At 71.5% G+C, this 17,541-nt stretch carries 9 protein-coding genes; all 9 read left to right on the top strand.

What is annotated here, in order from left to right; genetic code table 11:
* Window positions 1-25 precede the first annotated feature (25 nt).
* The 9 genes from AC1DCT_RS17610 to AC1DCT_RS17570 all read left to right on the top strand — a co-directional run bounded on the left by AC1DCT_RS17610 (window position 26) and on the right by AC1DCT_RS17570 (window position 17,316).
* Window positions 26-6,112, top strand: a complete 6,087-nt coding sequence (locus AC1DCT_RS17610; RefSeq protein WP_477430523.1) for an Ig-like domain-containing protein — start codon at window positions 26-28, stop codon at window positions 6,110-6,112.
* A gap of 61 nt (window positions 6,113-6,173) precedes the next feature.
* On the top strand, window positions 6,174-7,145 hold the full coding sequence (locus AC1DCT_RS17605) for an AAA family ATPase (protein WP_440733159.1): 972 nt from the start codon (window positions 6,174-6,176) through the stop codon (window positions 7,143-7,145).
* 94 nt (window positions 7,146-7,239) lie between these two features.
* Window positions 7,240-8,508 (top strand): DUF58 domain-containing protein, encoded by a 1,269-nt coding sequence (locus AC1DCT_RS17600; RefSeq protein WP_477430522.1) that lies wholly within the window; start codon window positions 7,240-7,242, stop codon window positions 8,506-8,508.
* Entirely contained in the window at window positions 8,505-11,039 is a 2,535-nt protein-coding gene (locus AC1DCT_RS17595; RefSeq protein WP_477430521.1) for a transglutaminase-like domain-containing protein, read from the top strand. Before AC1DCT_RS17600 ends, AC1DCT_RS17595 begins: the two co-directional genes overlap by 4 nt.
* On the top strand, window positions 11,036-12,442 hold the full coding sequence (locus tag AC1DCT_RS17590) for an RDD family protein (RefSeq protein ID WP_477430520.1): 1,407 nt from the start codon (window positions 11,036-11,038) through the stop codon (window positions 12,440-12,442). The genes AC1DCT_RS17595 and AC1DCT_RS17590 overlap by 4 nt, the downstream gene beginning before the upstream one ends.
* The gene (locus AC1DCT_RS17585) at window positions 12,439-13,278 is read left to right on the top strand and encodes a PP2C family protein-serine/threonine phosphatase (RefSeq protein WP_477430519.1); all 840 of its coding nucleotides are present in this window, start codon (window positions 12,439-12,441) and stop codon (window positions 13,276-13,278) included. The genes AC1DCT_RS17590 and AC1DCT_RS17585 overlap by 4 nt, the downstream gene beginning before the upstream one ends.
* Window positions 13,278-14,846, top strand: a complete 1,569-nt coding sequence (locus tag AC1DCT_RS17580) for an FHA domain-containing protein (RefSeq protein ID WP_477430518.1) — start codon at window positions 13,278-13,280, stop codon at window positions 14,844-14,846. Before AC1DCT_RS17585 ends, AC1DCT_RS17580 begins: the two co-directional genes overlap by 1 nt.
* On the top strand, window positions 14,843-16,570 hold the full coding sequence (locus AC1DCT_RS17575) for a serine/threonine-protein kinase (protein ID WP_477430517.1): 1,728 nt from the start codon (window positions 14,843-14,845) through the stop codon (window positions 16,568-16,570). The genes AC1DCT_RS17580 and AC1DCT_RS17575 overlap by 4 nt, the downstream gene beginning before the upstream one ends.
* Window positions 16,570-17,316, top strand: coding sequence for a hypothetical protein (locus AC1DCT_RS17570; RefSeq protein ID WP_440733166.1), 747 nt, complete (start codon window positions 16,570-16,572; stop codon window positions 17,314-17,316). Before AC1DCT_RS17575 ends, AC1DCT_RS17570 begins: the two co-directional genes overlap by 1 nt.
* The last annotated feature ends 225 nt before the right edge of the window (window positions 17,317-17,541 follow it).

The following is a 17,541-nucleotide window of genomic DNA, read 5'->3' as shown; positions in this document are numbered from 1 at the left end:
CTTGACGTTCGGGGGGGAAACCGTGGTGAAGTCGTTCGCGTGGTTGCGGATGCGACCGAAGACCCTCGCGTCCGCCGCCGGAGTGACCGCCGCGGCGGTCGCCGTCGCCGGCATGGCGTTCGCCTACGAGGGCAATCCCACCGCCGAGGTCGATCTGCACGACGGCGGCGTCTGGCTCACCAAGACCTCCAGTCTGCTGGTCGGCCACTTCAACAACGAGTCCCGCGTGCTCGACGGCGGCCTGCGCACCGGCAGCGAGAACTACGACGTGCTGCAGTCCGGCGGCACCGTGCTCGTCGATGATCGCTCCGCCTCCACCCTGACCAGCATCGACCCGGCGCGCGTCGTGCTCAGCGACGCCGTGCTCATCCCCGGTGGAGCGAAGTCGGTGCTCGGCGGCACCACCGTCGCGATCCTCGACCCCAAAGAGGGCAAGCTCTGGGTGCGCGCAGCCTCGTCCCTGAGCGGGTTCAAGGCCGCAGGCACGAAGCCCTCCGCCACTCTCGGCGCCGGCGCCGACGTCACCGTGGGCAAGGACGGCACGGTCTACGCCGTCTCTGCCAAGGACCGCAGCATCGTCACCGTGCACGTCGACGGGCAGGGCGACGCGCAGCCGCCGTCCACGGAGAAGATCGACCTGGCAGACAAGGCGAAGCCCACGATCACCGTCGTCGGCAGCACCCCCGTCGTGCTCGACGCCGACGCCAAGACCGTGTTCGCGGGCGGGCACCGCACCGAGCTCAGCGGCTCCGAGGTGAAGAACCTCGATGCCGCCGTGCTGCAGCAGCCGTCGGCCGAGAACGGCTCCGCGGTGCTCGCGACCGCCGACGCCCTGATCTCCGTGCCGCTGGACGGATCCGCGCCCTCGGTGCAGGATGCCGGCGGCACCGGGGCTCCCGCGGCGCCCGTCTTCCTGAACGGCTGCACCTACGGTGCCTGGGGCGGATCCGCGAAGTTCGTCCGCGACTGCATCGGATCCGGCAATGATCTGACCTCCTCGATCGAGGGCGCAGAGAGCAGCACCACCCTCGTGTTCCGCGTCAACCGCGACGTCGTCGTGCTGAACGACACCGCGAGCGGTGCGGCCTGGATGGCCACCGACAACCTGCAGCGCGTGGACAACTGGCAGGACATCGTGCCGCCGGAGGGCGACACCGAGAAGCAGGACGAGACCAGCGACGACCAGGTCGAGACGACGCTGCCCAAGCGCACGCCCGAGAACACGGTGCCGATCGCGCACGACGACGACTTCGGCGTGCGCCCCGGCCGTACCACGCTGCTGCCCGTGCTCGACAACGACACCGACGCCGACGGTGACGTGCTGGTCGCCTCGCTCGCGCAGGAGCAGCCGTCGCTCGGCGATGTGCAGCCCATCAACAACGGCGGGGCCCTGCAGATCGCGGTGCCCGACAGTGCGACGGGATCCGCGTCGTTCCAGTACCAGGCCGACGACGGCCGCGGCGGCAAGGCCACGGCGAACGTCGCGGTCAGCGTGCACGACTGGAGCGTGAACGCCGCCCCCAAGCAGAAGCGCACGCCCGGCCTGCTCGTCGAGGCGGGCGGTGCGGTCACCTACAACGCGCTGCCCGACTGGATCGACCCCGATGGCGATGACGTGTACCTGAAGGAAGTCGAAGCCGCCCCGGGCGACGAGGTGGACTACACGCCGGACGGCCAGCTCACCTACCGGGCCGTCGCCAGCCTGCCCGGCCGCAAGGAGATCCGGATCCAGGTCGCCGACGCGATGGGAGAGCTCACCAGCGGCGTCATCCGCCTCGACATCCGGCCGGCCGGCACCACGGCGCCGAAGACCAACGCCGACCACTACCAGACCCGTGCCGGCGAGCAGGTCACGGTGTCGCCGCTGCTGAACGACTCCAGCTCCGGCAAGGAGCAGCTGCGCCTCACCCGGGTCGACGAGACGCCGGGCGCCGTGATCACGCCGAACTTCGGCGAGGGCACCTTCACGTTCCAGGCGGAGCTGCCCGGCACCTATTACATGCAGTACCTGGTGAGTGCCGGCCCGAATGCGGTGCCGGGCCTCGTCCGCGTCGATGTGCTGGACAAGACCGCCGAGGCGGCGCCGCCGATCGCGGTGCGCGACGTCGCCCTGCTGCCGAGCGGCGGCGACGTGCTCGTGGGCGTGCTGAACAACGACGAGGACCCCGCCGGCGGCATCCTCGTCGTGCAGTCGGTCACCGTTCCCCCGCACAGCGGCGTGGCGGTGTCGGTGCTGAACCATGAGACGCTGCGGATCACGGATCAGGGCAACCTCGACCAGGAGGTGCGGATCAAGTACCGCATCTCGAACGGATCCAAGTCCGCCGACGGCGACGTGATCGTGATCCCGATCCCGGCACCCGCCAAGCTGGATCCGCCGACCGCGAACGACGACACGGCCGTGGTGCGCGCCGGTGACGTCGTGACGATCCCCGTGCTGGACAACGACAAGCACGCGCCCGGCACGACCCTGCACGTGGCGCCGAAGCTGATCGAGCCGCTGGTCGATCCGAAGTTCGGCGAGGCGTTCGTGTCGCAGGACACCGTGCGCTTCCGCGCCGGCGACACCCCGCGCACGGTCTACGCGACCTACGAGGCGGTGGACTCGAACGGGCAGAAGGCCGCCGGGTACATCACGATCCAGGTCCTGCCCGTGGACGAGAAGACCAACACCGCGCCTCGCCCGCACGACCTCACCGTGCGCGCACTGAGCGGCACCAGTGTTCGCATCGCCGTGCCGCTGGACGGCCTGGACTCCGAGGGCGACTCGGTCGAGCTCGTGGGGCTCGACTCTGCGCCGAAGCAGGGCAAGGTCACCGAGGTCGGTGCGAACTTCCTCACCTACCAGGCCTTCGACAAGGCCAGCGGCATCGACAGCTTCACGTACAAGGTGCGCGACCGGCTCGGCAAGGAGGCGACCGCGACGGTCCGCGTCGGCATCGCTCCCGGGGCGAACATCAACCAGGCCCCGTACGCCGTGAAGGACTCGATCGTCATGCGGCCCGGTCGCACGGTCGCCGTGGCCGTGCTGACGAACGACTCGGATCCCGACGGCGACACGATCGGCCTGGTCAAGAACGGCATCGAGACCGCCGCGGGCGTCGATGGGCTGAAGGCCACCGTCTCCGGTGACCGCGTGCTCATCACGGCGCCGAACCGGGCGCTGCAGACTTCGGTGCAGTACACCGTGGCCGACTCGAAGGGTGCGACGGCCACCGCGCCGGTGCAGATCACGGTCGCCGAGGACGTGCCGCTCGTGGCGCCGATCGCGCGCGACGATCGCATCCAGGCCTCCGACGTGAAGGGCGAGAGCCTGCAGGTCGAGGTGCCGGTGCTGGACAACGACGAGGATCCGGACGGCACGGTCGACGCCCTGAAGCTCGGCGTCTCCGACGCCACCGCGAAGGTGCTCCCGAACCGCAAGATCCAGGTCACCGTCACGGACAAGCGCCAGCTGGTGCAGTACTCGATCACCGATCAGGACGATCAGACCGCCTCGGCGTTCATCTTCGTGCCTGCGCTCTCCGAGCTCGCGCCGGCCCTCCGCTCGACCAAGCCGGTCGAGGTGAAGAGCGGCGAGACCATCGACATCCCGCTCTCGAAGTACGTCGCCGTCGCCGGCGGCGGAGAGGTGCGGATCACCGAGGCAGGCAAGGTCAGTGCCGTCAACAGCAACGGCTCCCCGCTGCTGAAGGACGAGCACACCCTCGTGTACACCTCGAAGCAGGGCTACTTCGGTGACGACGCACTGACCTTCGAGGTGACCGACGGCACCGGCCCCGACGACCCCAAGGGACGCAAGAGCACGCTGAGCCTGCCGATCAAGGTGCTGCCGCCGGACAACCAGCCGCCCGCGTTCACCAACGCGCAGGTGTCGGTCGCACCGGGTGAGGAGGCGCAGAAGGTCGACCTCGCTGCGCTGACGAAGGATCCGGATCCGGGCGACGCGAAGAAGATCAGCTACAAGATCACGAAGCAGCCGGAGAACGGCATCAAGGCGAACCTGGACGGTTCGACCCTGAAGGTCGAGGCCGACTCTTCCACTGCCAAGGGCAGCGGTTCGACGGTGCAGCTGAGCATCACCGACGGCAAGTCGGAGCCGGTCACCGGCACGGTCTCCGTGACGGTCGCCGCGTCCACCCGCCCGCTGCCGGTCGCGAACGAGGACACGGTGCCGCAGGCCGATCAGGGCAAGTCGGTCACGATCCCCGTGCTGGAGAACGACGTCAACCCGTTCCCGGACAAGCCGCTGAAGATCCGCTCCGTGAGCGTGCAGACCGGTGACGCGAACGCCTCCGTGCAGGGCGACAAGATCGTGGTCACGCCCGACGCCAAGTTCGTCGGGCAGGTCGTGGCGACCTACCGGGTGCAGGACGCGACGAAGGATCCGGACCGCGAGGTCGACGGCCGCATCATCGTCACGGTGCAGGGTGTTCCCGACGCACCGGGCGCTCCGCAGGTGACCAGCGTGCAGGACCGCACCGTGGTGCTGAACTGGAGCCCGCCGTCGAACAACGGCGCCGAGATCACCGGCTACACCGTGCGTGCGTCGAGCGGCGGCAGCTACACCAAGCAGTGCGCGTCGACGACGTGCACGCTGGACGGGCTGACGAACAACGTCGAGTACACGTTCGCGGTGACCGCCACGAACCGTGTGGGCGAGGGCAAGCCGTCGCCGACGTCGGCCGTGGCGCGTCCGGACGCCCGTCCGGACACCCCGAACCCGCCGACGCTGAAGTTCGGCGACAAGTCGCTGGACGTGTCGTGGACCACGCCGACGACCCCGGGATCCCCGGTGTCGTCGTACAACCTGGAGATCTCGCCCGCTCCGCCCAGCGGCGTGGCGACGAAGACCGGCGTCACGGGCAACAGCCTGAAGTGGGACGGACTGGAGAACGGCGCGAACTACCAGGTCCGCGTGCAGGCCGTGAACCGCGCCCCGGAGCCCTCGAGCTGGTCGGGCTGGTCCGCCTCGGAGATCCCGGCAGGCCCGCCGACCGCGCCCGGCACCCCGCAGGCGCAGAGCGCGCCGTCGGTGGGCAGCCAGTCGCAGATGACCGTGACCTGGACCGCCGCCGGCCCCAATGGCGACGCGATCTCGAGCTACGACCTGCAGGTGATGCAGGGCGGATCCGTGGTCCGGACGATCACCGGCATCCCCGGCACCACCCTCAGCCAGGCCGTGACGGTGGGAAACTCGACCTCGGACTACACGTTCCAGGTGCGCGGCAACAACAAGGCGGGCGCCGGCGCATGGTCCGCCGTCTCGAACGCCCAGCGTGCGTTCGGACAGCCGGGGGCGACGACGATCACTCGTGCTGACGAGGGCAACAACAACATCTATGTCGAGTACTCGCTCGCGGACGCCAACGGCGCGAGCACGTCCGAGGTCCACTACGAGTACTCGACGGGCGGCGGCTGGAGTCGCAGCTGGGACGGCCACAACATCCCGGCGGCGAACAACGGCACCTACACGGTGTCGGTGCGCGCTTACTCCGTGGTCGGCGGGCAGGAGTCGCAGCCGGGCGCCGCGGGCTCGAAGGGCGGGCTCCAGCCGTATGGTCCGGTGGGCAACCCCAGCGCGAACGCGCAGAACCTCGGCCAGTCCGTCAAGCTGAGCTGGTCCGCCCCCGCACCCAATGGCCGACCGGTGAGCATCAAGATCAGCGTCGACGGCGGCGGCTGGCAATCCGTGGCGGACAGCGGCTCGACCACTGTCGGCAACGGTTATGACCAGACGCACTCGATCGATGTTCAGGCGTTCGACACGGCCGGCCAGAAGTCTGCCGTTGCCTCCGATCGAGCCAAGACCGACAGTCCGCCGCCGCCGCGCGTCTGGGTCACCCAGGGTGCCGCCGCCGGCAGCAACTGCGTGAACGGCTGCCGCCTGATGGTCGTGAACTGGCAGAACCTGAAGATCGGCAGTTACAACGTGACCTGCCACTCCAGCGTGGACGGCCAGATCGGCGGCAACCACACCGTCAACTTCGACGGCTCGGGCAGCCAGCAGCTCTCCTGCTGGAAGGGCCGCGACGGCGTGGACGTCTGGGTCGACATCGTGGGCTGGGGCGACGGCGTGGACACCGAGAAGAGCTTCTGGCCGAAACCGTAGCCGGGCGCCGTCCCGGCCACGCAGCACTGCAGACGAACACAGATCAGAGGAACGACAAGAGATGACGATGACCCCCGAACAGGCCGCCTGGTTCCAGGGCACCTTCAGCCGTCTGGCCGACAACGTCGACCGCGCGGTGCAGGGCAAGCGCGACGTGGTGAGCCTGGTGCTCGCCTCGATGCTGGCCGAGGGCCACGTGCTCCTGGAGGACGCCCCCGGCACCGGCAAGACGAGCCTCGCGAAGGCGCTCGCGGCGACGGTGCAGGGCACGAGCACCCGGATCCAGTTCACGCCCGACCTGTTGCCGTCCGACGTGACCGGCGTGACCATCTACGACCAGAACTCGCACACGTTCGAGTTCCATCGCGGTCCGGTGTTCGCCTCGATCGTGCTCGCGGACGAGATCAACCGCGCCTCGCCGAAGACGCAGTCGGCGCTGCTCGAGGTCATGGAGGAGTCCCGCGTCACGGTCGACGGCGTCCCGCATGAGGCGGGCCGCCCGTTCCTGGTCATCGCCACGCAGAACCCGATCGAGCAGGCGGGCACCTACAAGCTGCCCGAGGCGCAGCTGGACCGCTTCCTCATCAAGACCTCGATCGGCTACCCCGACCTCGAGGTCACGGCGTCGATCCTCGCGGGCGCCGCCGACCGCAACCCGTCCGCCAAGCTCGCCCCGGTCATCACCACGAGCGCCGTCGCAGACATGGCCGACCTCGCCGCCGCGGTGCATGTGGAGCCGGCTGTGCTGCGCTACATCGCGGAGCTCGTCGAGGCGACCCGCGACGACACGGCGATCCGCCTCGGCGTCTCGGTGCGCGGCGCCCTGGCCATGGTCCGCATCGCGAAGGTGTGGGCGGCCGCGCACGGACGGCATTACGTGCTGCCCGACGATGTGAAGGCGCTCGCGCGCCCGGTGTGGCTGCACCGCCTTCTGCTCGACCCCGAGGCCGAGTTCGCCGGCACCACCGCCGAGACCGTGATCGCCCGCGTGGTGGAGAAGGTCGCCGCTCCCCAGGCGCGCGCCGCCGCCTGAGCGGAACACCGGTCCCTGAACTCGTCGCAGGGACGCACCGAGAGAACAGGTCCCTTCGACAGGCTCAGGGACCGCCCGAGGACAGAGAGCACTCATGACCACGACCGCCCAGGCGCGCGGCACCGACCGCCCGGCCGGCTCCGACCGCGAGGCCGGCTGGCGCGACATCGCCGCACTGGTGCTCGCGCGCATCGGCACACGGCTGCGTCTGATCGCGTCCGCCGTGCGCCCCCTGGCCTGGGTGCTCGCGGCGATCGCGCTGGGGTGCCTCGTGATCGCCCTGCCGCTGGGCTGGATCGAGGTCGTCGTGATCGCGCTCGTGATCGTCGTGGTGCTCGCCCTGTGCGCGGTGTTCCTGATCGGGCGCACCGCCTACGACGTCACCCTCGACCTCGCCCGCACCCGGGTCGTCGTCGGGGAGCGCGCCGTGGGTGCGCTCACCCTGGCCAACCGTGGCTCCCGGGCGATCCTGCCCTCCCGCGTGGTGCTGCCGGTCGGCGCCGGGCGCGGTGAGTTCGGCATCAAGCGGCTGGCTCCGGGGGAGGAGGCGGAGGAGCTCTTCGCGATCCCCACCCACCGCCGCGGCGTCGTCTCGGTCGGCCCCGTCAGCGTCGTGCGCGGCGACCCGCTCGGGCTGTTCGAGCGGGCGCACCGCCGCGACGACCCGATCGACCTGTTCGTGCATCCGCGCACGATCGTCTTCGACGGGCAGTCGCTCGGATTCCTGCGCGACCTCGAGGGGCTTCCGGCCTCGGATCTGTCCCGCGACGACGTCTCCTTCCACGCGCTGAACGAGTACCAGCCCGGCGACGACCTGCGCCGCGTGCACTGGCGCTCGTCCGCCCGCACCGGCGTGCTCATGGTGCGACAGTACGAGGAGACCCGTCGCTCGCACTTCGTGATCGGGCTGAGCCGCAACGCTGCCGAGTACGCGGAGCCGGACGAGTTCGAGCTGGCGATCTCGCTGGCCGGATCCGTCGGCCTGCGTGCGATCCGCGACTCGCAGCGCGTCGACCTGCGCGTGCAGGGCCGGGCGCTCCCCTCCGGCACGGGCAAGCAGCTGCTCGACTCCCTCGCCGGCGTCGAGGAGGGGCGCGCCAAGGACGGCGGGCTGGCCGCACTGGCCGGCACGGTCGCCGCGCACATGCCGCTCTCCAGCGTCGTCGTGCTCGTCGGCGGCAGCCGCACCTCCCCGGAGGAACTGCGCGCCGCGTGCGCCCGCCTGCCGTTCGGCTCTCGCGTGCTGGCCATCGTCGCCGACCTCGGCGAGGCGCCCTCGCTGCGCCGCATCGGCGAGGCCGACCTCATCACCGTCGGGGCGCTCGAGCAGCTGCCCCTCGCCCTCGGGAAGGTGCTCGCATGACCGCGCCCGCAGAGACCCGCTCCGGCCGCCGGGCGAAGACCCCGAAGGCGCCCCGGACCCCGAAGACGTCCCCGGCTCCGAAAGCCCCGCGCGCGCGGCTCTCCCCGCGCCGCGTGCTGATCGACCTCGTGGCGGTCGCCCTGCTCATCGGCGTCGGCATCGTGGGCTGGTGGCCGTCCTTCGCGGGCGGTTCCTACCTGCCCGCCGCGATCGGCGGTCTGGTGCTGGGCCTGGGCGTCGCGCTGCTGTGCGCCTGGCGCGGGTGGGGCATCCTGCCCACCGCCGGGCTCACGCTGCTCGTCTATTTCGTCTTCGGGGGCGCGCTCGCCCTCCCGCAGACGACGCTGCTCGGCGTCGTGCCCACGGGGGAGACCCTGGGCGCGCTGTCGGCCGGCGCCGTCACGAGCTGGAAGGCGATGCTCACCACGGTCGCTCCGGTCGCGGTCGGCGACGGCTACGCCCTGGTGCCGTTCCTGTCCGCTCTCGTGGCGAGCGTGGTCGCCGCCGCGCTCGCGCTGCGGCTGCGTCGCGTCGCGTGGGCGCTCATCCCCGCCGCGGTGCATCTCATGCTCGTGATCGCGATGGGCGTGCCGGATCCGGCGGCTCCCGTCGCGCAGGGCGTCGTGTTCGCCCTCGTCGCGGTGGCATGGCTCGCACTGCGCGGCCTCGGCGAGTCCGCCGACGCGGCCGTGTCGGTCGCGGCCGACGGATCCCATTCCTCCGCACTGCGCCGTCGCCGCATCCTGGCCGGCACCGCCGTGCTCATCGTGGCGGGCCTGGCCGGCACCGGCGTCGCCGCCGCGACCACCCTCGCCGAACCCCGGCACGTGTTCCGCGACGTGGTGCTGCCGCCGTTCGACGTGCACCAGTACGCGAGTCCGCTGCAGTCGTACCGCGGGTACGTGAAGGACCACCGCAAGGACACCCTGTTCACCGTGAAGGGCCTGCCGGAGGGCGCCAGGATCCGGGTCGGCACGATGGACGCGTACAACGGCGTCGTCTACGACGTGTCGGACAAGGGCATCGGCTCGTCCGGCGCGTTCAGCCCGATCCGCGACAACATGTCGGCCGACGCGACCGGCTCGCCCGCGACGCTGGACATCAGACTGGACCAGTACACCGGCGTCTGGGTGCCCGATGCCGGCGAGGTGAGCAAGATCACGTTCGCCGGATCCGACGCCGACGCCGACGCGCTGCGGCGCGGCACCTTCTACAACGAGTCCACCGGCACGGCCGTCGCCACCACGAAGCTGAAGAAGGGCGACGCGTACACCGTCGACACGACGATCCCGAAGACCTGGACCGACAAGCAGCTCGAGGGCCTCGACTTCGGTGCGGTCGCAATGCCGAAGCAGGCCGAGGCGCCCGAGAAGCTCGCCTCGCTCGCCTCGGACACCGTGGCCGACGCGAAGACCCCGATCGCCCAGGTGCGGGCGCTGGTGAAGAAGTTCTCCGAGGAGGGCTTCTTCAGCCATGGCCTGGACGGCGAGGCGCTGAGCCGCGCCGGCCACACCGAGGAGCGCATCTCCACGCTGATCGGCGGAGAGCAGATGATCGGCGACGACGAGCAGTACGCCGTCGCGATGGCGCTCGCGGCGCGCTCGCTGGGTATTCCGGTGCGCGTCGTGATGGGCTTCTACCCGGACAAGGGCCAGAAGGGCACGTTCTCCGCCAACGGTGACAACCTGCACGCCTGGGTCGAGGTCAACTTCGAGAAGGCCGGCTGGGTGGCCTTCGACCCGACCCCGCCGAAGGACAAGGTCCCGCAGGACCAGATCACGAAGCCGAAGGTCGTGCCCAAGCCGCAGGTGCTGCAGCCGCCGCCCCCGCCGCAGGAGCCGGTGGACCTGCCGCCGAGCGTGCCGGACCAGCGCGGCAACCAGGACGGCCCGGACAACCTGTGGAGCATCCTCGGCACGATCCTGGCGATCGGCGGCAGCCTGCTGCTGGTGCTGGCCATCCTCGCCGCGCCCTTCATCGTGATCGGCGCGTGGAAGGCCGCCCGCCGGCGCAAGCGCCGTGCGGCCGCGCTCGCCGCCGACCGCATCAGCGGCGGCTGGGACGAGCTCACCGACCGCGCGGTGGACTACGGCGCCCGCATCCCCGCCGGCGGCACCAGGGCCGAGGAGGCGCAGACCGTGGCGACCGCGCTCACCGTGCCCGCCGTCACCGCGCTCGCCGATCATGCCGACGCGCAGGTGTTCGGTCCGACCGAGCCGACTGCGGAGGACGTCGACGCGTTCTGGCGCGAGGTCGACGGCATCGTCGCGGGCCTGAGCAGCCAGGCGAGCTGGCGCCGACGCATGCTCGCACGCCTCAGCCTGCGCTCGCTGCTCGGCGACACGCGTCTGTCCGCCGGCGTGCAGGGCCTGCGCGATGCGGCGGCCGAGCGGATCCGGCGCCCCAGGAGCGGCTCTGGCGCCGTGGGCGGCGGAACTGGCACGATCGAGAGCACTGCAGCAAAGAGCACGGCAGCGAAGACGGGCGGCACCCGAACCGCCCGCCCCGGATCCGAGAGCGAGACCCCATGACGAACGCCCCGAGCGGGTCAGGTGCGGCCAACGCGCCTGTCGCACCGATCCCGCGGCGCGCGATCGCCTATGTCATCGACGCCGCGATCGCGGGGGTCCTCTGGATCGTCGGCGTGGTGGTGTCCTACGTCATCGCCGGATCCGGTGCGGACGGCCTGTCCGCTATGTTCGCCGCCCTGGCGACCGGCCTGGGCATCACGGCATTCGTGCTGCTCGCCTGGTTCCTCGTCTACAGCTTCCTGCAGGGATCGGGCGGATCCATCGGCATGCGGATCATGAAGCTGCGGCTCGTGCGCGACGGCAGCGAGGCGCCCCTGGGCTTCGGTCGCGCGCTGCTGCGCAACGTCGTGTTCGGACTGAGCACTGCGATCGTGGTCGGCTACTTCACGCCGCTGTTCGACGGATCCGGCCGGTTCCAGGGCTGGCACGATCGTGCCGCCGGTGCGCTCATGCGCGATGTGCGCGGCGCGACGGCACCGGCGTCCGCGGCAGGCGTGCCCGCCGCGGCTCCGGCTGCGCCGCCCGTCCCGGTAGCCCCGTTCGGGCAGCCGGGTGCCGCCCACGCACCGGCCGCCCCCGCGTCCTTCGCCCCGCCGCAGCCCGACGCCCTGTTCCCGGCGCGGGAACCCGGCGCGCTGTTCCCGCCGTCGGTGGAGCCGGTCGGCCCGCAGGACGGGCACACCGGATTCACGCTGCCGCCCGCACCGAATGCCACGCCGACCGCCGCACCAGTGGCCGCCGCGACGCCCGCCGCCGGACCCGCTGCCACGGAAACCGCTGCCGTCGCCCCTGCCGGGGTGGCCGAGGTCGACCCGCACGACGCCACCGTGCTGTCGCCCGCCGCGCAGGCTGCGGCCGCCGCCGCGCACGAGGGCGCCATGATCACCGTGGTGCCGGGGGTCAGCCCGTCCGTGCCCGCACCCACGGCCGCCCCCGTCTCCGGGCCCGAGACGGTGGCTCCCGCGCGGCCTCCGGTGCCGGCGGCTCCGCCCGCCTCGGTCGACGCCGCGATGGCGCTTCCGCCGGTGGCGCAGCCCGCCGACGACGAGGACCTCGAGGAGACTCGGATCTCGATCCCCGGCCACCGGCTGCAGTTCGTCTGGGACGACGGCGCCCGCGCCACGGTCTCCGGGCGCACGCTGTTCGGCCGCAATCCCGCACCGGAGGCCGGCGCGATCGTCGTGGTCGTGCGGGACGAGACGCTCTCGCTGTCCAAGACGCACTTCGAGGCGGCGGCCGAAGCGGCCGGCGGCTGGGTCATGGACCGGCATTCCACCAACGGCATGACGATCGTGCGCGACGGCGTGCGGATCGCCTGCCCGCCCGGCGAGCGGGTGCGTATCCGCCTCGGCGACGCCATCGAGATCGGCGACCGGATCGTGACCGTCGGAGGCTACGCGTGATCGCGCCCATCGTCGCCCGCGCGGGCGCATCCACGCACACGGGGCTGCGCCGTGCTCTCAACGAGGACGCGCTCTTCGCACAGGCGCCGCTGTTCCTCGTCGCCGACGGCATGGGCGGACACCAGGCCGGCGACGTGGCCAGCGGCACCGTGATCGAGGGCTTCGCCGCTCTGCAGGGCCGCCCTGCGCTCACGATCGACGACGTCAGCTTCACGCTCGCCCGCGTGCGCGCGGCGGTCGACGCCATCGCCGGTGTTCCCCTCTCGAACGGGGGGATCTCGAAGGCGGGCACCACGCTCAGCGGCGTGACGATCGCGGCCGTCGACGGCGTCGGATACTGGCTCGCGATGAACATCGGCGACTCGCGCACGTACCGGCTCTCCGGCGGCGTGCTGGAGCAGATCTCCGTCGACCACTCCGTGGTGCAGGAGCTCATCGACTCCGGCGAGCTGCTCGCGACGGAGGCCCCGAAGGATCGCCGCCGCAACATCATCACTCGCGCCATCGGGGCCGGCAGCACGGGGGAGGCCGACTACTGGATGATTCCCGCTCGCGTCGGCGACCGGATCCTGGTCTGCTCGGACGGTCTGAGCAGCGAGGTGGGGGACGACGAGATCCGCACTCTGCTCACGGTGCACGAGGACCCGCAGTCCGCCGCCGATCGCCTGGTCGAGCGTGCGCTCGAGCACGGCGGGCGCGACAACGTGACCGCGGTCGTCGTGGATGCGATCCACGTCAGCACCCGTCCGGGGAGCGACGGCACGACCGGGATCGACGACGAGGACATCGACTCCGACACGCGACCGCGTGCCGAGGCCATGGGAGGGATGCGCTGATGAACACCGTCTACCGCGCAGGGTCATGGTTCGCTCTGATCGGCCCGGAGGCCGTGGTGGCGCTGCCGCCGGACTCCGGGGTCGCTCTCGTGGAGCGCCTGTGGGAGCAGATCGCCGCCCCCGAGGTCGCCTTCTCCGACGTGGTCGACGCGCTCACCGCGGCCGGAGGGGGATCCTTCTCCGCCATCCCGCCGTTCGCCGCCGTCGTGCGGGAGGGCGAGAACGCGCGCATCGCCGTGCGCGGACGCGTCATCGCCCGGGTGCTCACGGCCGAGGACGAGCGCGAGATCACCGGTGCCGAGGTCACCACGTGGAGCGAGCGGTTCGTGCCCGCGATGACCGGGTTCGAGTTCCGTGTCGAGGACGGCGGTGCGGATCCGGCTCTGCCGATCGTCGCCGGCGTGGTCCGGGCTGCGAGCATCGCGGTCGGCGCCGCCGCCGAGCCCGCTCCGGTCGCCGAGGTGCGCGAAGAGGCCCCCGTCGCGCTCCCGAGCGTCGCCCCCGAGGAGGACGCGGTCGGCAAGGCCGCCGAAGAGGCCAACCTTGAGGATTCGGTTCCCGAGGCTTCCGAAATGGCCGGCCCGGAGGTTCCTGCCGCGGTGCCTGGCGCCTCCGAAGAACTCCCCGAGGAGGATGCGCTCCCGGACGTGCTCGGCGAAGAGCCGGCGTCAGAGCTGGAGCCAGAGCCGGAACCGTTGGCGGAGCCGGAGTCAGAAACGGAATCCGGGCCCGAAGCTGGTCCCGAGGCCCCCCTGCCGGTCCCCGATGCTCAGGAAGCGACCTCTGCGGACGAGGTCGTTTCGACCAGCTCAGCGATCGGGATCACGACGCAGGACCCCGCGCCGTCGGCGGCAGATCTCGACGATGTCGACGACACCGTGCTGAGCACGCCCGCGGCGCTCGAGACGATGCTGCCGCCGGCGGACACCATCGCCGCACCGCTCGGCGGACACACGCTCGACTTCTCGCCGGTTCCGGTCGCGGCGCAGATCGCGCAGGCGATCGCCGACGACGACGGCGACCACGACGGCGCCACGATCTCTCTCGCCCAGGCCCGCGCGATGCGCGGCGACCTCGCGGCCGGCCTTCCGGCGCCCGCAGAACCCGCGACGCCCGCGGGGGGCCTCCCGGAGCCGGTCTCGGCCGTGCCGGTCTCGTCGGGCCCGGTCTCCTCGGTGCCCGGCATCACCGAGGACCCGGGCGCCGCGCGGACGGCCGACTCCGTGACGGGTCCGCGGATCCGGCTGTCCTCCGGGCAGGTCGTCGCCCTCGATCGCACGGTGGTGATCGGCCGCCGCCCGCGCGCGACCCGTTCCAGCGGCGCGACGCTGCCGCACCTCGTCGCCGTGGACAGCCCGCAGCAGGACATCTCGCGCAGCCATCTCGAGATCCGGCCGGAGGCGGACGCGGTCGTCGTGCTCGACCTGCACACAACGAACGGATCCACCCTGCTGCGTCCCGGGACGGATCCGGTGCGGCTGCACCCCGGCGAGCAGACGATCGTCGTCACCGCAGACGTGATCGATCTCGGCGACGGCATCACGGTCGCCTTCGAGGAGTTGCCGTGAGTCGTCCGCCGTCCCCGCCGCCCCAGCTGGACGGGTTCGAGTACGTCGAACCGCTCGGCACCGGCGGCTTCGCCGACGTCTTCCTCTACGAGCAGCAGCAGCCGCGCCGCCGTGTCGCGGTCAAGGTGCTGCTCGCCGACCGGCTGGCATCGGGTGCGGCGCAGGAGTTCGCCGACGAGGCCAACGTCATGGCGATGCTCTCCACGCACCCGGCCATCGTCACGATCTACCAGACCGGCGTGGCCTCCGACGGCCGGCCGTACCTGGTCATGGAGTACTGCCCCCGGCCCAATCTGCAGCAGCGCGCCCGCAAGGAGCCGTTCAGCGTCGCCGAGGCGCTGCGCGTCGGCGTGCAGGTCGCGGGTGCGGTGGAGACGGCGCATCGCGCCGGCGTGCTGCACCGCGACATCAAGCCGGCGAACATCCTGGTCACGGCCTACAACCGGCCCGCGCTGACCGACTTCGGCATCGCGTCGACCACGGGCGCGGTGAGCGAGGCCGCGGGCATGTCGATCCCGTGGTCGCCGCCGGAGTCGTTCGGCGACCCGCCGCAGGGCGGGGTGCGCTCCGACGTGTACGCGCTCGCCGCGACGCTGTACACGCTGCTCACCGGCCGCAGCCCGTTCGAGAAGCCCGGCCAGCGCAACAGCGGCGCCGACCTCATCGCGCGCATCGAATCCGAGCCGCTGCCGCCGCTCGGCCGTGCTGATGTGCCGGAGAGCCTCGGCCGGCTGCTCGAGCGCGGCATGGCGAAGAATCCCGACGACCGCTTCGGCAGCGCGGTGGCGTTCGCGCGCGCACTGCAGAAGATCCAGATCGAGCTGAGCCATTCGGTCACGCCGATCGACATCGTCGACGACCACCAGCCCGAGCCAGACCACGACGATGACGACGACGGCCTCACCCGGGTGCGCGAGGTCGTCAGCATCGACCCCAGCCATACCGCCACCCGGCCCTCGGCGACGACGAGTCCCGTGCTGCCGCCCGCAGGCGTGCCAGCCCCCGGCCCGCGCTTCGACGCCGTCCCGGCGGCGGATCCGTCCGTCACCGATCAGACCGTGATCCGGGTGCCGCAGGACGCTCCCACGGCCCCGGCTCCCGCCCCGATCGCGCCCCCGGCCTCCGTGCCAGCTCCGGAACAGGGCGACGACGCCCCGACCATGCTGCGTGCTCCGCGCACGGTCAGCCCGCTCGCCGGCGCCCCCGTCGTGCAGGATGCCGGCCCCGAGCTCGTGTCCGGGATCCCCGCGGCTCCCGCGCACAGCGCGACCGGCGCCCTGGCCACCGAGACCCCCGATGCGCCGAGATCCCGCAAGGGCCTGCTCTGGGGTCTTGTCGCCGTCGTGGCCGCGATCGTCCTCATCGGCGGATCCGTCATGACGGTGAACATGCTCAACGCGAGTCCGCCCACGCCGAAGCCGAGTCAGTCCACCGACGTGAACCCCGTGGATCCGCTCGGAGACATGGCGGCGGCGCCGAAGGATGTGGCCGGCACGCCGGACGGTGGTGGCGGCGTGCACTTCACCTGGAGCAACCCGAAGCCGCAGACCGGCGACTCCTACCTCGTGACGGTGATCACGCTCGCCGGCGACGGCGACACCACGAAGGTCGAAAAGCCGGAGATCACCGTCCCGGCGCAGGCCGGCGGCCAGACCTGCGTCGACGTCGTGCTGCGCAGGGAGAACGGCTCCGGCTCGTCGCCGGTGCGGGGGTGCACGAAGTGATGTCTCAAGATCCCGAGGTCACGCAGGATCCGTCCCGCGCGCGTATGACGGTCGAGTTCGCGGGCGAGTACTTCCCGCTCCAGCAGGGCGGCCGCTTCGTCGTGGGACGCGAGGGCGACCTGTCCATCGACGACAACCTGTTCCTGCACCGGCACTTCCTGGAGATCGCCGAATCCGGCGGCCTCTGGTGGCTGGCCAACATCGGTGCGCGGCTGCAGGCGACCGTGACGGATGCGACCGGCGGCGTGCAGGCCTGGCTCGCGCCGGGCGCGCGCCTGCCCCTGGTGTTCGCGACCACGAGCGTCGTGTTCTCGGCGGGGCCCACGACCTACGAGTTCACGATCCACTCCTCTGAGCCGACCTTCCGCGAGACCCGGCGCGAGCGCGAGGTCGACGGCGATTCCACGATCGGCGAGGTTCCGCTCACGCTCAGCCAGAAGCAGCTGCTGCTCGCACTCGCCGAGCCGCTGCTGCGCCGCGATGGCACCGGCATGAGCGCCATCCCGTCCAGCGCCGACGCCGCTGCGCGCCTGGGCTGGACGGTGACGCGGTTCAACCGCAAGCTCGACAACGTCTGCGACAAGTTCGACCGCATCGGTGTGCCCGGCATGCGGGGCGGTGCGGGCGGATCCGCCACGAACCGGCGCGCACGCCTCGTCGAGCACGTGATCGCCTCGCGCCTGGTCGCCAAGGCCGACCTCGCGCTGCTCGACGTGGCCGAGGCGGATCCGACCGACGCGGAGTGATCCGGCCCGGATCCGGCGCCTCGCAGGCATGGGGAGTCCTCCCCATCGACGGGGTTGTGGTGGGGTTGTTAGGTTCTTCTTGTCGGGCCGGTGGGGTCCGGTCCAATCGATTACCGGAGGTGGATGATGGCCGATTTCGGTGCGTCTTATGCGGAGATGGAGCAGGTGGCTTCGTCGCTGTCGCAGGCTCGTGATGACATTCAGGGTCAGCTGGACACTCTGAAG

The organism is Microbacterium sp. 10L49, from assembly GCF_056395125.1.
Note: the sequence above shows the minus strand (reverse complement) of the source record. Positions and strands in the feature narration are given on the sequence as shown.

Excerpts from the sequence above, each read along its gene's own strand:
- AC1DCT_RS17605 (WP_440733159.1), top strand. The coding sequence starts at position 6,174 with ATGACGATGACCCCCGAACAGGCCGCCTGGTTCCAGGGCACCTTCAGC.
- AC1DCT_RS17600 (WP_477430522.1), top strand. The coding sequence starts at position 7,240 with ATGACCACGACCGCCCAGGCGCGCGGCACCGACCGCCCGGCCGGCTCC.
- AC1DCT_RS17595 (WP_477430521.1), top strand. The coding sequence starts at position 8,505 with ATGACCGCGCCCGCAGAGACCCGCTCCGGCCGCCGGGCGAAGACCCCG.
- AC1DCT_RS17590 (WP_477430520.1), top strand. The coding sequence starts at position 11,036 with ATGACGAACGCCCCGAGCGGGTCAGGTGCGGCCAACGCGCCTGTCGCA.
- AC1DCT_RS17580 (WP_477430518.1), top strand. The coding sequence starts at position 13,278 with ATGAACACCGTCTACCGCGCAGGGTCATGGTTCGCTCTGATCGGCCCG.
- AC1DCT_RS17570 (WP_440733166.1), top strand. The coding sequence starts at position 16,570 with ATGTCTCAAGATCCCGAGGTCACGCAGGATCCGTCCCGCGCGCGTATG.